This window comes from Cyanobium sp. Alchichica 3B3-8F6 (assembly GCF_024346435.1).
Lineage (GTDB): Bacteria > Cyanobacteriota > Cyanobacteriia > PCC-6307 > Cyanobiaceae > Cyanobium_A.
The window spans coordinates 95,683-114,576 of sequence record NZ_JAGQCZ010000003.1; the positions used below are offsets into that span (position 1 = coordinate 95,683).

Here is an 18,894-nt window from a genome sequence, read left to right on the forward strand (position 1 = left end):
CCACTCAAGCCGTGGGGGGCAGATCAACGCCCATGCGCCGCGGGATGGCCTGCTCGTAGCAGGTTTGCAAAGCCTGAAGACTCTGGTGGACCACCGCGCTACCGCCCTGGCTGATCACCAGATTGGCCGCAGCTGTCACCACACCAATCCGCTCGGCGGGCACCCCTGCAGCAGCCACGGCCTGCTGCCAGGCCTCGGCCTGATCAGGCGGCACACTCACGAGGATGCGGGCGCCGCCCTCGGCAAACAGCAGCCGATCGGTGCGGGCGCTGCTGGCGGGCAGCTCCAACTCAGCACCGAGGAGCTCGGCGGTGGCCATGCAGCACTCAGCCGCGGCCACCGCCAGGCCGCCGTCGCTGAGGTCGTGGGCGGAAGCCACCAAGCCCTGGGCGATCGCCTGACGCAGGAAGCCCTGCACCGAGCGCTCCAGTGCCAGATCGATCTCGGGCGGGCGCCCCGTGACGGCTCCATGCAGCCGCTCCAGATAGCTGCTGCCGGCCAGGCCCAGGCGGAGATCGGCTGGAGCCTCGCCTGTTTCCAGCGGCACCCCCAGCAGCCAAATGGCGTCGCCGGCCGCACGCCAGGCCTGGCCGCGCACCTGGGCGAGATCGTGCACCAGGCCCACCATGCCCACCACCGGCGTGGGGTGGATGGGCTGCATGGTGCCATTGGGCAGGCGGGTCTCGTTGTAGAGGGACACATTGCCGCCGGTGACTGGTGTCTCCAGGGCGCTGCAGGCAGCCGAGAGGCCGCGGCAGGCCATTGCCAACTGCCAATAGCCGGTGGGGGTTTCGGGAGAGGGGAAGTTGAGGTTGTCGGTGATCGCCAAGGGCTCGGCGCCCACACAGCTGAGGTTGCGGGCCGCCTCGGCCACCGCCGCCATGCCGCCGCGCTCGGGGTCGAGGGCCACCCAGCGGTTGGGACAGTCCACCACCGCCGCCACCCCACGCGTGGCCGCCGCCATGGCGCCCTCGCCCTGCTGGGGGCGCAACCGCACCACGGCCGCATCGGCGCCGCCGGGGGGCACCACGGTGTTGGCCTGCACCTGGTGGTCGTACTGGCGGTACACCCAGCGCTTGGAGGCGATGGTGGGATCGTCGAGCAGCTGCAGCAGGGCGTCGTTCCAACTGAGGCCGTTAATGCCCGCGGCACTGGCGGCGGGCAGCTCAGCCTCGCTCCAGCGCCAGTGGGCCTGGATCTCGGCGGGAGGTTCGCTGATCAGCTCATGGTGGTTGATCGGCGTGTCGTCGGCCAGGGCGCTGGCGGGCACCTCGGCGGCCACCGCACCGTTCTGGAGCACCCGCACCACGTTGTCTTCCAGCACCCGGCCCACCACGGCGGCCTGCAACCCCCAGCGGGTGAAACGCCCCATCAGCGCCTGCTCCCGGCCGGGCTTCACCACAAACAGCATCCGCTCCTGGGATTCGCTCAGCAAAAACTCGTAGGCCGTCATGCCGGCCTCGCGGGCGGGCACCCGGTCGAGATCCAGCTCGATGCCCAGGCCCCCCTTGGCGGCCATCTCCGAGCAGCTGCAGGTGAGACCGGCGGCGCCCATGTCCTGGGCGGCCACCACATCGCCGCTCTGGAAGGCCTCCAGGCAAGCCTCGATCAGGCCCTTCTCCAGGAAGGGGTCGCCCACCTGCACAGCAGGGCGGTCGTCAAGGGAGGCCTCGGTGAGCTCGGCGCTGGCAAAGCTGGCGCCGCCCATGCCATCGCGGCCGGTGGTGCTGCCCACGTACACCACCGGAAAGCCCACGCCCTCGGCGCCGGAGCAGACGATCTCCTCGGTTTCCATCAGCCCCAGGGCCATGGCATTCACCAGCGGATTGCCGGAGTAGCTGGCATCGAACGCCACCTCGCCGCCCACGGTGGGCACGCCCACGCAGTTGCCGTAGTGGGCGATGCCAGCCACCACCCCCTCCATCAGGCCCACGTTGCGCTCGTCTTCCAGCGGGCCGAAGCGCAGGGCGTTGAGCAGGGCGATCGGCCGGGCACCCATGGTGAAGATGTCGCGCAGGATGCCGCCCACGCCCGTGGCCGCGCCCTGGAACGGCTCCACCGCCGAGGGGTGGTTGTGGCTCTCGATCTTGAAGGCCAGGCGCTGGCCCTCACCCAGATCCACCACGCCGGCGTTCTCGCCGGGCCCCACCAGGATGCGCGGCCCGCTGGTGGGGAAGCCCTGCAGGAGCGGCCGCGAATTGCGGTAGCAACAGTGCTCCGACCACATCACCCCAAACATGCCCAGCTCGGCCCGGTTGGGGGCACGGCCAAGGCGGCGGCAGATCTCGTCGTAGTCGGCCTGGCTCAGGTTTTCCTTTTTCAGGGCCTCAGCAACCGCATAGTTGGGAGCTGCAAAGGCAGTGGAGGACGAGTCAGCAGCAGCGGCCACAGACACCAGGGCAAGTTGAACCCAGTTTCACCGAACGGTGACCCAAGCCCCGAACCGGACGGTGCTCAAGCCAGATCACCCGTGAAGTTTGCGGCGAGTCCCACGGTCACCCCGCGCAACTCCGTACGGGTGAGGTCCCCGCCTGTGTAGATGGCCTCCAGCCTGTTCATGGCAAAAATTCCAATGCCATCCACAGGCCCCCAGCTCGCACTCTCCAAATTCACAGGCTTAAACCGCAACTGCTTGGTACGCGCCCCAAGGATGCCAATCCGATCCTCGGAACCCAGTTCTCGGATCACGTCAACGCTGGCGGCCGCCTGAGAAATCTTGCGGGAACCGTCGCGGCTGATGAATATCCAATCTTCCACACCATCTGCGGAACTGCGGAAGAGGTTGCTACCAGAACCACCCCACAACTCATCGCCACCGCCACCACCAATCAACTGGTCATTGCCGAACTCACCACGCAAAAGATCTGGCCCGGGCCCACCGATGAGAATGTCATCGCTGTCAGTACCGATCAACCGCTGCCCCAAGGGAACTTTTGAAACCTCGAATTCAACGCCCCAGATCAAACGCAGCGCAGCCAGATCATTAGCACTGAAAGCGGTAGGCCAAACACCACCTTGAGGAGAGCGATAAGCCATCACCGTGTCTTCCGGAAAAGCACTCAACCAAGGATCACGACTTAGAAAAAAATCTCCATCACTATCATCAAAAGGATGCTCCAATCCGAGCGCATGTCCGATTTCGTGCAGAGCGGCATAACGCAAATAATTAGCATCCCGACCAAACGCTGGTGTATTGAGCATTACCTCCCAAAAACCACGGCCATCTACATTGTTAGTGAGAGCAATACCTAATGTCAGCCCGTCAGAGTCACCAAGATTAATTTCACTATCAAGATAAAAAGAAAGATCGGCAAAATCCGGGTTATTCACCAACCGAAAATCTAGATCAATTAAAGCATCTAACTCAACCAGGGCATTTAGCAAAAAACCATAAAGATCGTCATCTAAGTGCAGAGTCTGGATCGTTTGACGATCAAAACCGCCTCCATTGATCTCAGTTCGTCCAGATGGCCGATGCAAATAAACATCCATCACGCCATCGCGTACCACCTGCTGGCTGGTGAAACGCTGGAAGTCTGGTGAGATAAGCTGCTGGGGAGGGATCAACCGAAAGTTGAGTTGATCGGAAGTCCAATGGGTTTTGGATAGGGAAATCGTGTCGAAACCAGCAACTAGGCATCGGTAACACATCAGGTCTTCCCCAGAACGCCAAAACAGAACGTGGCCTAGACCATCACCCTATCCAACCTGCAGATTCACACCCAAGGGTCCCTCGAATCCTCAAGCTCGGTTGGCCAGCCGCGATCCGCTGGAGCATCGGGGTCCGACCAGCCGTCCCAAATTTCAGACTCAAGGCGCTGGTCCGAGCTGTCGCGTAAAAAAGCCTCCTCCTCCTCCTCCCAAGCATCGGCCTGGCTGGAGTCGTCCAGCGGCTCATTCCAAGGCGGCTCCTCCAACCACCCCTCCAGCCGCTCTTCAACGCGGCTGCCGGCCTCCTGCATCTGATCGCGCCAGCGGCGGGAGCGACGCAAGAACTCCTGGCGCACACTGGCCCGGGCCAGGGGAAGGTCGTCGAGGCTTTCCAGGGCCGTAAACACCTGACCAGGCTGTTGATCGACCAAGCGATCCAGGCTCAGGCGCCAGCGGCTGCTGCCGGGCAAGCGGGGATCGCTGCGGCTCACCAAGTAATGACGGATGCGGCCCGTGCGCAGCTCGATGGCGGCATCGGCCAGGCTGCCGATGGGCTGCTGACGGCGATCGAGCACCACCGCCTCAATCAGGTTGGGGAGCCGCTCCACCACGTCCTGCTCGGTTTCAGCAGGCTCTCCCTGCACCAGCACCTCCAGGTCGGTGAGTCCGCGCAGTTGGTTGAGCCGCCACACCAGCCGGCGGGAACCAAAGGCCGAAGGCTTGGACACCCAACCCAGCACCCGATGCACCGGTGGATGCATCCACACCTGAAAGCCGGCGCCGTGGTCGAGGCCCTGATCACAACGAACCCGCCGACGCAGCAGCTCGCTCAGCAGCAACTGCTCCGGAAGAGCCACCACGGTCAACTACGAATCTGAACGGGCATCACCAGATAGGTGAACTGATCTCCCTCCGCCGGCGTCAGGATTGCCGGAGTGGTGGGTGCATTGCACTGCAGCAGCACCTGATCACAGGCCATGGCCTTGAGCCCATCGAGCAGATAACGCACGTTGAAGGCGATCTGGATGGCGTCCCCCGTGATCGACGCTGCCAGGCCTTCCGAGCCACTGCCCACATCCTGAGCATCGGCCTGGATCAGCAACTGACCCGTGGCCGGTTCGGCACTGAGCTTCACCACGTTGTTGTGCTGATCAGCCAGCACCGCCACCCGTTCCAGGCCAGACACCAGGGCGCGGCGATCGAGGGCGATGGTGCGGCTGAAGCTGTCGGGGATCAGCTGGCGGTAGTTGGGGTAGGTGCCATCAAGGCTGCGGCTGGTGAGCACCTGATCAGCCCACAGGAACACCACCTGGCCACGGTCGTAGAACAGGCTCAGCGGCTCGGCGGACTGGCGACCGGAGAGCAGGCGCTCCAGCTCCCGCAGAGAGCGGGCGGGAACGGTAACGGCAAAGGGATCGCCGCCATCCCCCTCGACGGCGGCGCTGGCATGGGGCAGGCAGAGCACGGCCAGGCGATGGCCGTCGGTGGCTGCACACTCGAGGCCACTGGGGTCGAGTCGCAGGTGCACTCCGGTGAGGAGCTGCTTGGCCTCATCGCCACTGCTGGCAAACAATGTGGCGCGCAGACCCTTGACCAGGGCATCCGCCTCCAGCCGGATCGGCGTGCCGCTCTGCACCAGGGGCAAGTCGGGGAAATCCTCCGCCGGCATACCCCGCATCTGGTAGCTGCCCGACAAGCTGGTCAGCTCCACCTGTTCGGAACCTTCCGGACAGTGCAGGGTGATGGGGCTGTCGCTCGAGAGCCGCGACACGATTTCACCAAACAACCGAGCCGGCAGGGTGATGGCACCACTGGTTTCAACGCTGGCGGGCAGGCTGGTCTGAATGCCGAGGCTGAGGTCAAAGCCGGTCAGGCTGAGCCGACCGGTGCCCGCATCGGCGGTGAGCAGCACGTTGGCCAGCACCGGATGGGTGGGCCGGCTGGCCACGGCCCGGCTCACCAGCTGAAGGCTGGTGCTGAGTTCGGACTGGGAACAGACCAGCTTCATGGTGTGGGTGTCGAGAAGCCTGACGGCTGGAAACGGGGAGCCCCCACGCTTCCACAGGCCGGCTGATTCCGCAACGTCGGTGAACCGGCTTCAACAGCCTTTTCGATCATGGGATTAATGGATTCCATCAGAAAGAATGAAACCGTCGTCGTAGGGGCTGGGGGGAAACGGGGAAAACCCAGAAAACACTGGAGGCAAGAGGGATGTGCGGCTTCGAGGGCTGGGGCTTGTTGAACCGGACCTGCGGGAAAGATCGGTTTTTCCACCTTTTCCCAGTGTTGTGGAAAAAGAGGGTGCTCCATCGCTGTTCTTGGGCATGCGCTTCTCCCCGGCAGAAAGGAGTTTTTCCCACGCTTTCCCTCAGACGCTTTGCCAATTGGTTAGCCCCGAAGCGGCCGAGTTAGAAGCCCATCACGGCAGCCACCTTGGCCGTATCAGCCTCCAGGCCGGTGTGGAAACGGGCGTCGTTGTGCTCGATGGCCGTGGTCGGGTCCTTCAGACCATTGCCGGTGAGCACACACACCACCGTGGCTCCCGCAGGCACCTCGTCTTTCCGCTTGAGCAAGCCCGCCACCGAAGCGGCGCTGGCGGGTTCGCAGAACACCCCTTCACCGCCGCCCAGCAGCTTGTAAGCCTCGATGATTTCGGCGTCGGTGACGGCCATGAAACCGCCGCCGCTCTCGCTCCTCACATTCAGCGCCTTGTCGCGGTTCACCGGGTTGCCGATCCGAATCGCCGTGGCAATGGTGTCCGGTTGATCCACCGTGTGGCCGAGCACCAGGGGTGCCGATCCTGCTGCCTGGAACCCCATCATTCGCGGCAGGTTGCGGCAGTGCCCGGCGTTTCGGTATTCGTTAAACCCCATCCAGTAGGCGCTGATGTTGCCGGCGTTGCCGACGGGAATGCAGAGCCAATCCGGGGCCTCCCCCAGGGCATCCACCACTTCGAAGGCGGCCGTTTTCTGGCCCTGCAACCGGTAGGGGTTCACCGAATTCACCAGGGTGATCGGGTACTGGTTGGCCACGTCCTGCACGATTGCCAGGGCCCGATCGAAGTTGCCCTGGATGGCAATCACCTCGGCGCCGTAGAGCAGGGCCTGGGCCAGTTTTCCTTGGGCCACGTAGCCATCGGGAATCAGCACGAAGGCGCGCATCCCACCCCGGCGGGCATAGGCGGCGGCGGCGGCTGAGGTGTTGCCGGTGCTGGCGCAGATCACCGCTTCCGAGCTCGCCTCCTTGGCTTTGGAAATGGCCATGGTCATGCCCCGATCCTTGAAGGATCCGGTGGGGTTGAGGCCGTCGTATTTGAGAAACACCTTGACGCCCCTACCGATCCGTTCGGCGATCACCGGGGCTGGGATCAGCGGCGTGGCCCCTTCATGCAGGCTGATCACTGGCGTCTTGCCGGACACCGGTAGCCAGCGCCGGTAGGCCTCGATCAAACCGGGCCAATCCTGCATCGTCGGACGGGGTCCGAAGGGTCCCTTGCTCAAACGCCTCAGGGAACGGAGCAAGGGCACGGGTTAGAGCAGTGGCTGGGGTGAATCTACGGCGCGGCTCCAGAGGCATCGCCCCGCAAGCCGTCGAGCGGTGATTCGGAGAAGAAGCGCACCAGGTCGGCGATGGAATTGGCCTTGCTCAGCAGGTTCATCAGGGCGGGGATGCTCACCTCCATCTCTTGGGCCGGATAGGCCTGGAAAAAGGTGAGCGGCGAGATCGAACCGTTGCCAGCCACCACTCCCATCACCATCGCTGAGCGCAGGGCGGGCACACCAACCTTGGATGCCTTGAGCGGGTACACAATTTGGGCCAGACGCTCCAGGATCGCTTCACCGATCCGGGTGTTCAGCAGTCGGCTCACCAGGGTGACCGGCAGGCTGATCGACTGGTTCAGCAGCTTGGCAACGTCCTTGGGATTTTGTTTGCTGAGGCGCAAGACGTCGACCAGCAGCCCTTGGGCCTCGCCGGTTTGGGCCAGGTGCTCCAGCTCAGCCACGGCGATGGAGCGCCGGAAGGCACCACTGACAAACACCAGGTTTTCCGCCGCGGCCACCGGAGCCAGTGTTGCTGAGGGCAGCAAACCCATCAGGCTGAAGCCCAGGGCAATCGCGGCCAGGCCCTGACGCTTGCGGCCTGGATTTGAGTGGCGGAAGGCGCTTTGCATGCGACCCAGCCTACGGCGGTTGTTTCTGTAGTCAGGCCGGAACGAGCACATCGCGCACCAGCCGCACCACCCCCCGTTCCGCCAATCCGCGGGCCAGTTGAACCCCCATCTGGCGCAGTTGCGGTTCCCCAAGTAGTCGGGGCAAACGCCGCAGCACCATTTGGGGCTCAAAGCCCGGCAGCGCTTGAAGGATGCCCATCAACTGCCGCACCGGCTCGAGATCGAGCAGCGGTTCGTTGGCCTCGCTGAGCCGGTGGCGCCGCAGGCCCGGTGGTTGGAGGCGTTCCGGCAGGCGTTTTCCCAGCCGCAGTGTGGTCTGCCAGGCCACCGCATCCATGCGGGCCACCATTGCGTCCACCAGCTGCTGGCGCAGCAGGCCGCCGTTGGGAGAGAACAGGAAGCTGAGCACTTGATCGAGCAGCCCGTCCAGATCCAGCTGGGCACCCTGGGACGCGCTGGTGATCAGGTTGTCGAGCCGTTGCCAGCGGAAGATGTCGCCGTCGAAGAGCATCTCCTTGAGGCTTTGGCGCAGGCTGGGATCGGGATCCTCCATCAGTCGCCGAGCGAAATAGGGATAGGCGGCGCCGAGGATCTTGAACTCAGGATCCACGCTGAGGGCGATGCCTTCGAGCGTCACCAGCGAGCGGATGATCAGGGCGTAGTAAGGCGGCACCTGGAATGGGAAGCGATACATCACGCCGCTGAGGTCGTCGGTGACGGCCTTGAAGTCCATGCGGCTGACGCCCTGCTCGATCGCCTGGCCAAACACCGTTTCAAAGGCGGGCACGATCGGCTCAAGGTTCACGTCCTCGGCCAGGAAGCCCAGGCTCACAAAATCCTTGCTGAGCTTGCTGAAGCTGCGGTTGACCAGGTGCACCACCGCCTGGATCAGGCCGGTGCGCGACTCGCGGCTCACCTCGCTCATCATCCCGAAATCCAGATAGGCCAGGCGGCCATCCGACAGGGCCAGCAGGTTGCCGGGGTGGGGGTCGGCGTGAAAGAAGCCGTGCTCCAGCAGTTGCTGCAGGCTGCAGTTCACCCCCACGCTCACCATGTCGTCGGGGTCGACGCCGATGCCGCGCACGGCTTCGAGGTTGGTGAGTTTCACCCCCTCGATCCACTCCATGGTCAGCACCCGGCGGCTGGTGGCCTGGTGGTAGATGCGGGGAACAGCGATGCGGGGGTTGTGGGCATGCAGTTCGGCGAAGCGTTCGGCGTTGGCGGCTTCGTTGAAGTAGTCCATCTCCTCGAACACCCGCTTGCCCAGCTCATCGATCAGGGCCACCAGATCGCTGCGGATCAGACCGATGTTCTGGTTGAGCCAGGCGGCGATGTTGCGCACGATGTAGAGGTCGAGCGTGATCTGCTCGCGCAGGCCGGGGCGCTGCACCTTCACGGCCACCGGTTGGCCGCCCTTGAGCACCCCCTTGTGCACCTGGCCGAGGGAAGCAGCGGAGATCGGTTCGGCGTCGAGCTGCTCGTAGACGTCGAGCACCGGGGCGCCCAGGTCCTCCTCGATGCAGGCCATGGCCAGCGCCGAGTCGAAGCCGGGCAGTTGGTCCTGCAGCTGGGCAAGTTCCTCCAGCAGCAGCGGCGGCACGATGTCGGGCCGGGTCGAGAGGGCCTGGCCGGCCTTGATGAAGGCGGGGCCCAGGGAGGCCACCAGATCGGCGGCTTCCTTGGCGCGGTCGCGGGCCCGGCCGGGGCTCTTGAGCCGACCTGTGAACCAGTCGAAACCAACCCCCAACAGATAAAGACCGATCGGCACGAGGGTTTCCCAGAGCCGCCGGATCAGCCGTTGCGGGTGGCCCGCATAGATGCGGGTGATGGTGGCTGGGTCGTACTCCAGTAGGCCGGCGACCTCCAGAAAGTCGCTGAGTTCGGCGGAGGTTTCAGGAGAGGCGCTCGCCATGCTGGGGGCCAGGCCGCCAGGGGGGCCATCTGAAGGTCGTCCCCCTCTTCTAAACGAAAGACACAGCCGCTACGGTCGGCTTCAACACCCGGTGGCCGCTGACTGCCGCCTCCCGCGCCTGTGCTGACTGGACTGCGCCTCAGCAACATCGCCCTGATCGAGCGGCTCGAGCTCAGCTTCCGCGAGGGTTTTACCGTGCTCACCGGCGAGACCGGTGCTGGCAAGTCGATCCTGCTCGATGCCCTCGATGCCCTGCTGGGTGGAGCCCAGGGCAGTGCCGGTGCCCGTTTGCTGCGCCGGGGGGCGGAGCGGGGCGTGATCGAGGCCAGCTTCACGCTGACGCCGCCTCTGCAGGCCTGGATGCGGCAGCAGGAGCTGGACGCTGACGAGGAGGAGCTGCTGCTCAGCCGGGAGTGGCGCCTCAGCGACGAACGCCTCAGCAGCCGCAACCGCCTCAACGGGGTCGTGGTGAGCCGCGCCCAGATCCAGGAGCTGCGCCCCCTGCTGCTCGATCTCACCGTGCAGGGCCAGACCCAGCAGCTCGCCCGGCCGGGTCAGCAGCGGCGCTGGCTGGACCGCTTTGCCGGTGACAGCATTCAGGCCCTGCTGGATCCGGTGGCGGCGGCCTGGCGCCAATGGAAACAGGCGGCGGCGACGTTGGAGCAAGCGCGGGCCGATTGGGACCAGGTGCAGGCGCAGCGCGCCCAGCAGGAGCAGCTGCTCGCCGATCTGGAGGCGGCCCAGCTGGAGGATCCCCTGGAGCGGCAGCGGTTGCAGGCCGAGGAAAACCGCCTTGCTCACGGGGTGCGGCTGCAGGAGGGTGTGATGGTGCTGCTGGGCCGGTTGCTGGAGGGGGCCGATCAGGCGCCGTCGGTGCTGGATCACCTGGCCGCCTGCGAGCAGGAACTGGCTCAGATGGAAGCCCTCGATGGCGACGTCGGCGCCCTGCGCAGCGGCTGCACCGATGGGTTGGCGGCGCTTCAGGATCTGGTGCGCGACCTGGAGCGCTATGGCGCCGCTCTTGAAAGTGATCCCGAAAGCCTCGAGGCCCTGCAGGAGCGCATCGCCCAGCTCAAGGGTCTGGAGCGGCGCCATGGTCAGGAGTTGGGACAGCTGATCGCCCTGCGCGATCGCCTGCGGGAGCAGCTGGCCCCCGGCGGCGCTGAGGCCTCCCTCGAGGCCCTGGAGTTGGCGGAGCACACGGCCCGCCAGGCCCGCGACCAGGCCAATGGGCGGCTCACGGCTGCCCGGGAGGCGGCGGCCCGGCAGCTGGAAGAACAGCTGATGGAGGCGCTGCGCCCCATGGGCCTGGCCAACGTGCGGTTTGCGGTGGCGATCACGCCCGGGCAGCCGGGGGAGGAGGGCGCTGATGTGGTGCAGTTTCAGTTTTCCGCCAACCCCGGCGTGCCGCTGGCGCCGCTGGCGGAGGTGGCCTCCGGCGGTGAGATGTCGCGCTTTCTGCTGGCCCTGAAAACCTGCCTGGCCGCCGCCGATTCCCACGTCACCCTGCTGTTCGATGAGATCGACACCGGTGTCAGCGGTCGGGTGAGCGGTGCCATGGCTGAGTTGCTGCAGCGTTTGGCCCGGCAGCGCCAGGTGTTCTGCGTTACCCACCAGCCGCTGGTGGCCGCGGCGGCCGACCACCACTTCCGGGTGTCGAAGCAGGTGCTGGAGGGGATCACCCACACGCGGGTGTCCCACCTGCGGGACACTCAGGCCCGCCAGGCCGAGCTGGCGGAACTGGCCGGCGGCGATTCCGGCGAAGCCCGCAGCTATGCCGCGAGCCTGTTGGACCAGCACGGTCGCTAGAACCGCCCCAGCGTTTGCTGCATGAGCTCGATGGCGCCATCTCAGGCTGTTGCCGTTCCGGCCCGCTGGAGTGGGGCCGCCATTCCGGACCAGAGCGGTCGGCTGGCCCTGATCACCGGCGCCAACAGCGGCCTGGGCCTGGAGAGTGCTCGTGCCCTGCTGGCTCGGGGGGCCACGGTGCTGCTGGCCTGCCGCAGCCTGGAGCGGGCTGAGGCTGCCCGTCTGGAGCTGCTGGCTGGCGCCGGCTCCGCTGGTAGCGGCACGGGCGCGATAGAGCTGCTGGAGCTCGACCTGGCCGACCTCGACAGCGTGGTGCGGGCTGCCGCCACGGTGGCCGAGCGCCATGGCCGCCTCGATCTGCTGCTCAACAACGCCGGGGTGATGGCCCCGCCCCGCCAGCTCACCCGTCAGGGTTTCGAGCTGCAGTTCGGCGTCAATCACCTGGGCCACTTCGCCCTCACCCGGTTGCTGCTGCCCTTGCTCGAGGCCAGCTCCGGGGCGCGGGTGGTGCAGGTGACCTCAGGGGCGCAGTATTTCGGCCGGCTGGATTTCGACGATCTCCAGGGTGAGCGGCGCTACGACCGCTGGGCTGCCTATGGCCAGAGCAAGCTGGCCAATGTGGTGTTGGCCCACGAACTTCAGCGGCGTTTCCCCGGGCTGCTTTCGGCGGCAGCCCATCCAGGCCTGGCCCGCACCAACCTGCAGCCCGCCTCGATCGCCGCCAGCGGCGCCCGCTTTGAGGGCACGATCTATCGGTTGCTCGATCCCCTGTTCCAGAGTGCCGCCCAGGGGGCCCTGCCCCAGTTGTTTGCCGCCACCGCAGCGGAAGTCGAGCCTGCTGGTCACTACGGTCCCAACCAGTTCGGCGGCATGCGCGGTTGGCCGGCGGCGGTGCGGCCGGCCCCGGCGGCCCTCGATCTGGCCCAGGGAGAGCGCCTCTGGCAGGTGAGCGAGGAGCTCTGCCGCCGAGCCTGCCCAGCCTTCGCCCCTGAGGCCTGAGCCGGCGTCCGTACAATTGGCTGTTCCCGAGCCGTCTGGATGCCCCGCGCCAAGAGCTCTGCTGGACCCAGCAGAACCCTCGCCCAGACGATTCATGAGAAGGCCCTCGATCCCAGCCGGGTGCTGAGCGGTGGCACGTTGGAGGATGTGATCCGGGTGCGGGGTGCCCGCCAGCACAACCTCAAGAACGTCGATCTGACGATCCCCCGCAACCGCCTGGTGGTGTTCACCGGCGTGAGCGGCAGCGGCAAGAGCTCCCTGGCCTTCGACACGATCTTCGCCGAGGGCCAGCGCCGCTACGTCGAGAGCCTGTCGGCCTACGCGCGCCAGTTTCTGGGGCAGGTGGACAAGCCCGATGTGGATGCGATTGAGGGGCTGTCGCCGGCCATCTCGATCGACCAGAAATCCACCAGCCACAACCCCCGCTCCACCGTCGGCACGGTGACGGAGATCCAGGACTATCTGCGCCTGCTGTTCGGCCGCGCCGGCGAACCCCACTGTCCTCAGTGCGACCGCTCGATCCGGCCCCAGACCATCGACGAGATGGTGGATCAGATCCTGGCCCTGCCGGAGGGCACCCGCTACCAGCTGCTGGCACCGGTGGTGCGTGGCAAGAAGGGCACCCACGTGAGGCTGCTGGGGGGCCTGGTGGCGGAGGGCTTCGCCCGGGTGCGCATCAACGGTGAAGTGCGCGAGCTGGCCGACAACATCGAGCTCGACAAGAACCACGCCCACAACATTGAGGTGGTGGTGGACCGGTTGGTGGCCCGCGAGGGGGTGCAGGAACGGCTGACTGATTCTTTGCGAACCGCCCTCAAGCGCGGCGATGGCCTGGCCCTGGTGGAGGTGGTGCCGAAGGCCGGTGAGGAGCTGCCCGAAGAGGTGGAGCAGGAGCGTCTCTACTCGGAGAACTTCGCCTGCCCGGTGCACGGAGCCGTGATGGAGGAGCTCTCGCCGCGGCTGTTTTCGTTCAACAGCCCCTACGGCGCCTGCGCCGACTGCCACGGCATTGGCCACCTGCGCAAGTTCACTGCCGAACGGGTTGTGCCCGATCCGAACCTGCCGGTGTACGCGGCGATCGCCCCCTGGGCCGACAAGGACAACTCTTATTACTTCTCGCTGCTCTATTCCGTCGGTGAGGCGTTCAACTTCGAGATCAAGACGCCCTGGAACCAGCTCAGCGACGAGCAGCGCGATGTGCTGCTCAACGGCAGCCGTGAGCCGATCCTGATTCAGGCTGATAGTCGCTACCGCAAGAGCGCCGGCTTCGAGCGCCCTTTTGAGGGGATCCTGCCGATCCTCGAGCGCCAGCTGCGCGACGCCAGCGGCGAGTCGATCCGCCAGAAGCTGGAGAAATTCCTGGAGTTGGTGCCGTGCGCCACCTGCCATGGCCTGCGATTGCGGCCGGAAGCTCTGGCGGTGCGGGTGGGCCCCTATGCGATTCACGAACTCACGGCCGTAAGTGTGGGTGACACCCTCAGCCGCATTGAGGCGCTGATGGGCGTGGGCGCCAGCGCGGGGGCCGAGCCCTTGCTGACGCCCCGTCAGATCCAGATCGGCGATCTGGTGTTGCGCGAGATCCGCCTGCGGTTGAAGTTTCTGCTGGATGTGGGGCTCGATTACCTGAGCCTGGATCGCCCGGCGATGACCCTCAGCGGTGGTGAAGCCCAGCGCATCCGGCTGGCCACCCAGATCGGTGCGGGATTAACGGGTGTGCTCTACGTGCTCGATGAGCCGAGCATCGGTCTGCACCAGCGCGACAACGACCGGCTGCTCAACACCCTGCTGAAACTGCGGGATCTGGGCAACACCCTGATCGTGGTGGAGCACGACGAAGACACGATCAGAGCTGCTGATCACATTGTGGACATCGGTCCGGGGGCGGGGGTGCATGGGGGCCACATCGTGGCTGAGGGCAGCTTCGACAACCTGCTGGCCGCCGAGGACTCCCTCACCGGGGCCTACCTGAGTGGTCGCCGGGCGATTCCCACCCCGGCGGAGCGCCGCGTCAGCGGTAGTCGCCGGATCACCCTGGTGGACTGCGCCCGCAACAACCTCTCCGGCTTCGATGTGGAGATCCCGCTGGGCCGGCTGGTGTGCGTCACCGGTGTGAGTGGCAGCGGCAAGAGCACCTTGGTGAATGAGCTGCTGCACCCGGCCCTGGAGCACCAGCTGGGCCTGAAGGTGCCCTTTCCGTCGGGTCTGGGTGAGCTGCGCGGCATCAAGGCGATCGACAAGGTGATCGTGATCGACCAATCCCCGATCGGGCGCACGCCCCGCTCCAACCCCGCCACCTACACCGGCGCCTTCGATCCGATCCGCCAGGTGTTTGCCGCCACGGTGGAGGCCAAGGCCCGCGGCTACCAGGTGGGTCAGTTCAGTTTCAACGTCAAGGGCGGCCGCTGTGAGGCCTGCGCTGGCCAGGGTGTGAACGTGATTGAAATGAACTTCCTGCCGGATGTGTATGTGCAGTGCGATGTATGCAAGGGCGCCCGCTACAACCGCGAGACCCTGCAGGTGACCTACAAGGGCTTCACCATCGCTGAGGTGCTCGAGATGACGGTGGAGCAGGCTGCTGATGTGTTCTCGGCGATTCCCCAGGCTGCGGATCGGCTGCGTACGTTGGTGGATGTGGGCCTGGGTTACGTGAAGCTGGGTCAGCCCGCCCCCACCCTCTCCGGTGGTGAAGCCCAGCGGGTGAAGCTGGCCACCGAGCTCTCCAGGCGTGCCACCGGCAAAACGCTCTACCTGATTGACGAACCCACCACAGGCCTCAGCTTCTACGACGTGCACAAGCTGATGGACGTGATGCAGCGGCTGGTGGACAAGGGCAACTCAATCCTGGTGATCGAGCACAACCTCGATGTGATCCGCTGTGCCGACTGGATTGTGGATCTCGGCCCAGAAGGGGGAGACAAGGGAGGAGAGATCGTCGTGACGGGCACCCCAGAGGAGGTGGCTGAGCATTCCACCAGCCACACAGGGCGGTATCTCAAGCAGGTGCTCAAGCAGCATCCTCCTGAGGTGGTGGTGGATTGATCCTTGTCCTGGCAGCTGTTTCTGCCCCCTGTTGACCGATCTGATTCAGACAGATCGCCCTGGCGCGGCTATCGATAGGTGTACTTGCTTCCGCACCAGAGTGATTCCGCGGACCTGATCTGGCATGGCTGGTCTCTACGTTCTGCATCTGCATTTGCATGGTTTGCTTCGAGGCCACGACCTCGAATTGGGCCGGGATGCGGACACCGGCGGCCAGACCACCTACGTGCTGGAGCTGGCCCGCAGCCTGGCGCTGCGGCCGGAGGTGGAGCGGCTGGAGGTGGTGACGCGGCTGATCCAGGATCGTCGCGTCTCGGCGGATTACGCCAAGGCCTGGGAGTCGCTCGGCCCCCACGCCGCCATTCGGCGTCTGAGCTTCGGTCCACGCCGCTACCTGCGTAAGGAGCTGCTCTGGCCCCATCTCGATGAACTGGCCGATGCCCTGGCCGAAAGCCTGCGGACGCAGGATCAATTGCCTGATTGGATCCATGCCCACTACGCCGATGCCGGTTATGTGGGGGCGCTGTAGCGGCGCCGCTTGGGCATTCCCTTGGTGTTCACGGGCCATTCCCTGGGCCGGGAGAAGCGGCGGCGGTTGATTGATGCCGGCCTCGATCCCCGCCAGATCGAGGAGCATTACGCCATGGCCCGGCGGATCGATGCCGAGGAGCTGGCCCTGGCCCACAGCAATCTGGTGGTGACCAGCACCCGCCAGGAATTGGAGGTGCAGTACGCCCGCTACGGCCGTTTCTGTGCGAAGCAGGCCGCCGTGATTCCGCCTGGCGTGGACATGCGCCAGTTCTTTCCGCCCCAGGCGGGTCTTCTGAAACCCGCCGTGGAAACGCTGATTGAGCCGTTTCTGCGCGATCCGGCCAAGCCGCCGGTGCTCGCCATCTGTCGCGCTGACCACCGCAAGAACATTCCGGCCCTGGTGGAGGTGTTTGGTCGCTCTGAGCGGCTGCGCCGGCAGCACAACCTCGTGCTGTTGCTCGGTTGTCGCAACGACCCCCGCCAGCTCGAGAAGCAGCAGCGGGAGGTGTTCCAACAGGTGTTTGAACTGGTGGATCGCTTCGATCTCTACGGCCAGGTGGCCTACCCGAAGCAGCACGAGCGTCACCAGATTCCGGCCATCTACCGCTGGGCCTCACGCTTGGGCGGCGTGTTCGTTAATCCGGCCCTCACCGAACCCTTCGGCCTCACCCTGCTGGAGGCCGCGGCCTGCGGCGTGCCGATCGTTGCCACCGATGACGGTGGCCCCAAGGACATCCTGGCCCGCTGCCAGAACGGCTTGTTGGTGGACGTGTCCGATCTGGATGCCTTGCAGCAGGCCCTGGAGGACAGCCTGGCCTGCCCGGAGCGCTGGCGCCGTTGGCGTGACAACGGAGTGGAGGCCGTCAGCCGCTCGTTCAGCTGGGATGCCCATGTGAACCACTATCTCGGGGCCGCGACGGCTGCTGCCCATCAGGCCGCCAGCCTGCGGCCCAGCCGTTGGTTTCAACAGGGAGAAACGGGGCTGTCGGTGTGCCCCGAGCGCCTGCTGGTGCTGGATCTGGACGCCAGCCTGGCCCATCCCGATGCTGGCAGCCTGGCGGAGTTGCGCCGTCGCCTGCAGGCCGAGCCCCAGCTGGGCATTGGTGTCACCAGCGGCCGCGCGATCCGGGCGGCCCGGCAGCGTTTCGCGGAGTTGCATCTCCCTGAGCCCTGTTTGTGGATCACCCAGGCCGGTACCGAAATTCACACCCGTTCGCCCCAGGGCCCTGTGCCCGACCATCACTGGCAGCGCCACATCGGCCGCCGTTGGAGTCGGGGCGCCGTCGTGACGGCGATGGCGGCTCTCGAACCGCGGCTACGGCTGCAGGACCCCGCCCAGCAGGGACCCTTCAAGGTGAGTTTTCTGTTGCAGGAACTCGACCAGGGCATCCTGCCGGTGGTGCGCCAAACCTTGCAGCAGCACCATCTGCCGGCCCGTCCCCACCTGTTCCAGCATTGGTACCTCGACGTGCTGCCGCCCACCGCCTCGAAAACCGAGGCTCTGCGTTACATCGCCCTGCGCTGGCAGCTGCCCCTCACCGCGATCCTGGTGCAGGCCAGCCAGCAGGGGGATGGGGAGTTGCTGCGGGGCCTGCCCTGCGGGGTGGTGCCGGATGATCACGATCCGGCCCTGGAAAGCCTGCGCAACCACCGGCGTGTGTTCTTCGCCTCCACCCCCCAGGCCTGGGGTTTGCTGGAGGGTCTCGATCACCACCGCTTCCTGCGGCGTTAGGGGCTGTCGACGCCCGCGTAGTGGCTGTTGCCGTCTGGCATCCAGTAGCTCAGGTCGTTGTGCCAGAACAGCCGGCCCGGCAGCTGACGGGTGCTCAACTTGGTGCCGGCCATGGCCGTGAGCAGCTGGCCCATCTCCACCGGGGAGAGATCGGTTTTGACATCGTCGCCGGCGATCTTCAGCAGCTGCGGCAGTTGGGCCAGCGTGGCCGGTTGGGCCAGCTTGCGGAACACCTCGGCGAGCACCAGTTTCTGCCGCTCCATCCGGCCCAGGTCGCCCATTTCATCGTTGCGGAAGCGCAGGAAGCCTTCCAGCAGCTCGCCCTTCAGCACCTGCCGCCCGGGGTAGAGGTCGATGTAGAGGTTTTGGGCGTTGTCGACGTAGTACATCCGCTTGGGCACATCCACCTCGACGCCGCCGAGGGCGTCGGCCAGGTGCTCGACGGCCCGCAGGTTGACGCGCATGTAGCGGTCGACCGGGGCACCGATCAGGGTCGTGAGCTCTTGCTTCAGGGCCCCGATGCCGCCGAAGGCAAACAGAGCATTGGCCTTGAGCACGCCGTAGTCGGCTGATTCCACGAAGGTGTCCCGTGGCACCTGGGTGAGCTGGGTGAGCCCGTCTTTGAGCTCCACGGTGAACATCACATCGGTGTTCTCGCCAACCTTGTCGGTGCCGATCACCACGATGCGCCGCGCGCCCAGGCTGAAGGGATTGATCAGGCTGGTGAGCTGCTGGGGCCCTTGCAGCAGCGCTGCCATTGCTCCCGAGACCAGTTGGGGCAGGGGCCCGGCCAGGCCGTAGCCCAGAGCGATCCCCAGGGCAAAGGGCAGCAGCGGTGGCCGGCGCCGCCGGGCCGACGGAGAAATCTGACCCGTGGTCGTTTGGCGTTGCTGGCGCCCAGGCTGGCGTTGCTCGCGGGCTGTTTCGCGCTTTTCGCGGGCAGTTTGGCGCTTTTCGCGCAGGTTGCGCAGGTCGGTGACCACAGCCCCGCGGCTGCTGTCGCGTCGGTTGCGACGCGGGCGGGGTTGGGCCTGACTCATGACGGCTCTT

13 protein-coding genes are annotated in these 18,894 nt (G+C 65.8%); 5 read left to right on the forward strand and 8 right to left on the reverse strand.

Annotation, left to right across the window (positions count from 1 at the left end; all coding sequences use genetic code 11):
* Window positions 1-4: 4 nt before the first annotated feature.
* The 7 genes from purL to KBY65_RS03815 form a co-directional block, all read right to left on the reverse strand.
* Window positions 5-2,389, reverse strand: a complete 2,385-nt coding sequence (gene purL, locus KBY65_RS03785; protein WP_255000575.1) for a phosphoribosylformylglycinamidine synthase subunit PurL — start codon at window positions 2,387-2,389, stop codon at window positions 5-7.
* Between the two features lie 65 nt (window positions 2,390-2,454).
* Window positions 2,455-3,567 (reverse strand): hypothetical protein, encoded by a 1,113-nt coding sequence (locus KBY65_RS03790; RefSeq protein WP_255000576.1) that lies wholly within the window; start codon window positions 3,565-3,567, stop codon window positions 2,455-2,457.
* Between the two features lie 149 nt (window positions 3,568-3,716).
* A complete protein-coding gene (locus KBY65_RS03795; RefSeq protein ID WP_255000638.1) occupies window positions 3,717-4,508 on the reverse strand; it encodes an RNA methyltransferase in 792 nt (263 codons plus the stop codon).
* Between the two features lie 5 nt (window positions 4,509-4,513).
* Window positions 4,514-5,659: a DNA polymerase III subunit beta gene (gene dnaN / locus KBY65_RS03800; RefSeq protein WP_254988268.1), complete on the reverse strand. Its 1,146-nt coding sequence runs from the start codon at window positions 5,657-5,659 to the stop codon at window positions 4,514-4,516.
* 400 nt (window positions 5,660-6,059) lie between these two features.
* On the reverse strand, window positions 6,060-7,118 hold the full coding sequence (thrC, locus tag KBY65_RS03805) for a threonine synthase (protein ID WP_255000577.1): 1,059 nt from the start codon (window positions 7,116-7,118) through the stop codon (window positions 6,060-6,062).
* 86 nt (window positions 7,119-7,204) lie between these two features.
* Window positions 7,205-7,822: an alpha/beta hydrolase gene (locus KBY65_RS03810; RefSeq protein WP_255000578.1), complete on the reverse strand. Its 618-nt coding sequence runs from the start codon at window positions 7,820-7,822 to the stop codon at window positions 7,205-7,207.
* Window positions 7,823-7,853: 31 nt separating this feature from the next.
* Window positions 7,854-9,734, reverse strand: coding sequence for an ABC1 kinase family protein (locus KBY65_RS03815; protein ID WP_255000579.1), 1,881 nt, complete (start codon window positions 9,732-9,734; stop codon window positions 7,854-7,856).
* Window positions 9,735-9,854: 120 nt separating this feature from the next.
* Here KBY65_RS03815 and recN point away from each other — a divergent pair, with 120 nt between their 5' ends.
* The 5 genes from recN (at window position 9,855) to KBY65_RS03835 (ending at window position 17,844) form a co-directional block, all read left to right on the forward strand.
* On the forward strand, window positions 9,855-11,543 hold the full coding sequence (recN, locus tag KBY65_RS03820; RefSeq protein ID WP_255000580.1) for a DNA repair protein RecN: 1,689 nt from the start codon (window positions 9,855-9,857) through the stop codon (window positions 11,541-11,543).
* A gap of 30 nt (window positions 11,544-11,573) precedes the next feature.
* Complete coding sequence (locus KBY65_RS03825; RefSeq protein WP_255000581.1) at window positions 11,574-12,542, forward strand: oxidoreductase; 969 nt, start codon at window positions 11,574-11,576, stop codon at window positions 12,540-12,542.
* A gap of 39 nt (window positions 12,543-12,581) precedes the next feature.
* Window positions 12,582-15,581 (forward strand): excinuclease ABC subunit UvrA, encoded by a 3,000-nt coding sequence (gene uvrA, locus KBY65_RS03830; RefSeq protein WP_255000582.1) that lies wholly within the window; start codon window positions 12,582-12,584, stop codon window positions 15,579-15,581.
* A gap of 124 nt (window positions 15,582-15,705) precedes the next feature.
* The gene (locus KBY65_RS13920) at window positions 15,706-16,110 is read left to right on the forward strand and encodes a glycosyltransferase (protein WP_315860027.1); all 405 of its coding nucleotides are present in this window, start codon (window positions 15,706-15,708) and stop codon (window positions 16,108-16,110) included.
* A 9-nt stretch (window positions 16,111-16,119) separates the two neighbouring features.
* Entirely contained in the window at window positions 16,120-17,844 is a 1,725-nt protein-coding gene (locus tag KBY65_RS03835) for an HAD family hydrolase (RefSeq protein ID WP_315860028.1), read from the forward strand.
* Here KBY65_RS03835 and KBY65_RS03840 read toward each other — a convergent pair.
* Window positions 17,841-18,884 (reverse strand): LCP family protein, encoded by a 1,044-nt coding sequence (locus KBY65_RS03840; RefSeq protein ID WP_255000583.1) that lies wholly within the window; start codon window positions 18,882-18,884, stop codon window positions 17,841-17,843. The two genes, KBY65_RS03835 and KBY65_RS03840, sit on opposite strands and share 4 nt — an antisense overlap.
* Between the last annotated feature and the right edge of the window lie 10 nt (window positions 18,885-18,894).

Coding starts and splice junctions, on each gene's coding strand:
- uvrA (WP_255000582.1), top strand. CDS start 12,582: ATGCCCCGCGCCAAGAGCTCTGCTGGACCCAGCAGAACCCTCGCCCAG.
- KBY65_RS03840 (WP_255000583.1), bottom strand. CDS start 18,884: ATGAGTCAGGCCCAACCCCGCCCGCGTCGCAACCGACGCGACAGCAGC.
- KBY65_RS03825 (WP_255000581.1), top strand. CDS start 11,574: ATGGCGCCATCTCAGGCTGTTGCCGTTCCGGCCCGCTGGAGTGGGGCC.
- KBY65_RS03815 (WP_255000579.1), bottom strand. CDS start 9,734: ATGGCGAGCGCCTCTCCTGAAACCTCCGCCGAACTCAGCGACTTTCTG.
- thrC (WP_255000577.1), bottom strand. CDS start 7,118: ATGCAGGATTGGCCCGGTTTGATCGAGGCCTACCGGCGCTGGCTACCG.
- KBY65_RS03810 (WP_255000578.1), bottom strand. CDS start 7,822: ATGCAAAGCGCCTTCCGCCACTCAAATCCAGGCCGCAAGCGTCAGGGC.
- KBY65_RS13920 (WP_315860027.1), top strand. CDS start 15,706: ATGGCTGGTCTCTACGTTCTGCATCTGCATTTGCATGGTTTGCTTCGA.
- dnaN (WP_254988268.1), bottom strand. CDS start 5,659: ATGAAGCTGGTCTGTTCCCAGTCCGAACTCAGCACCAGCCTTCAGCTG.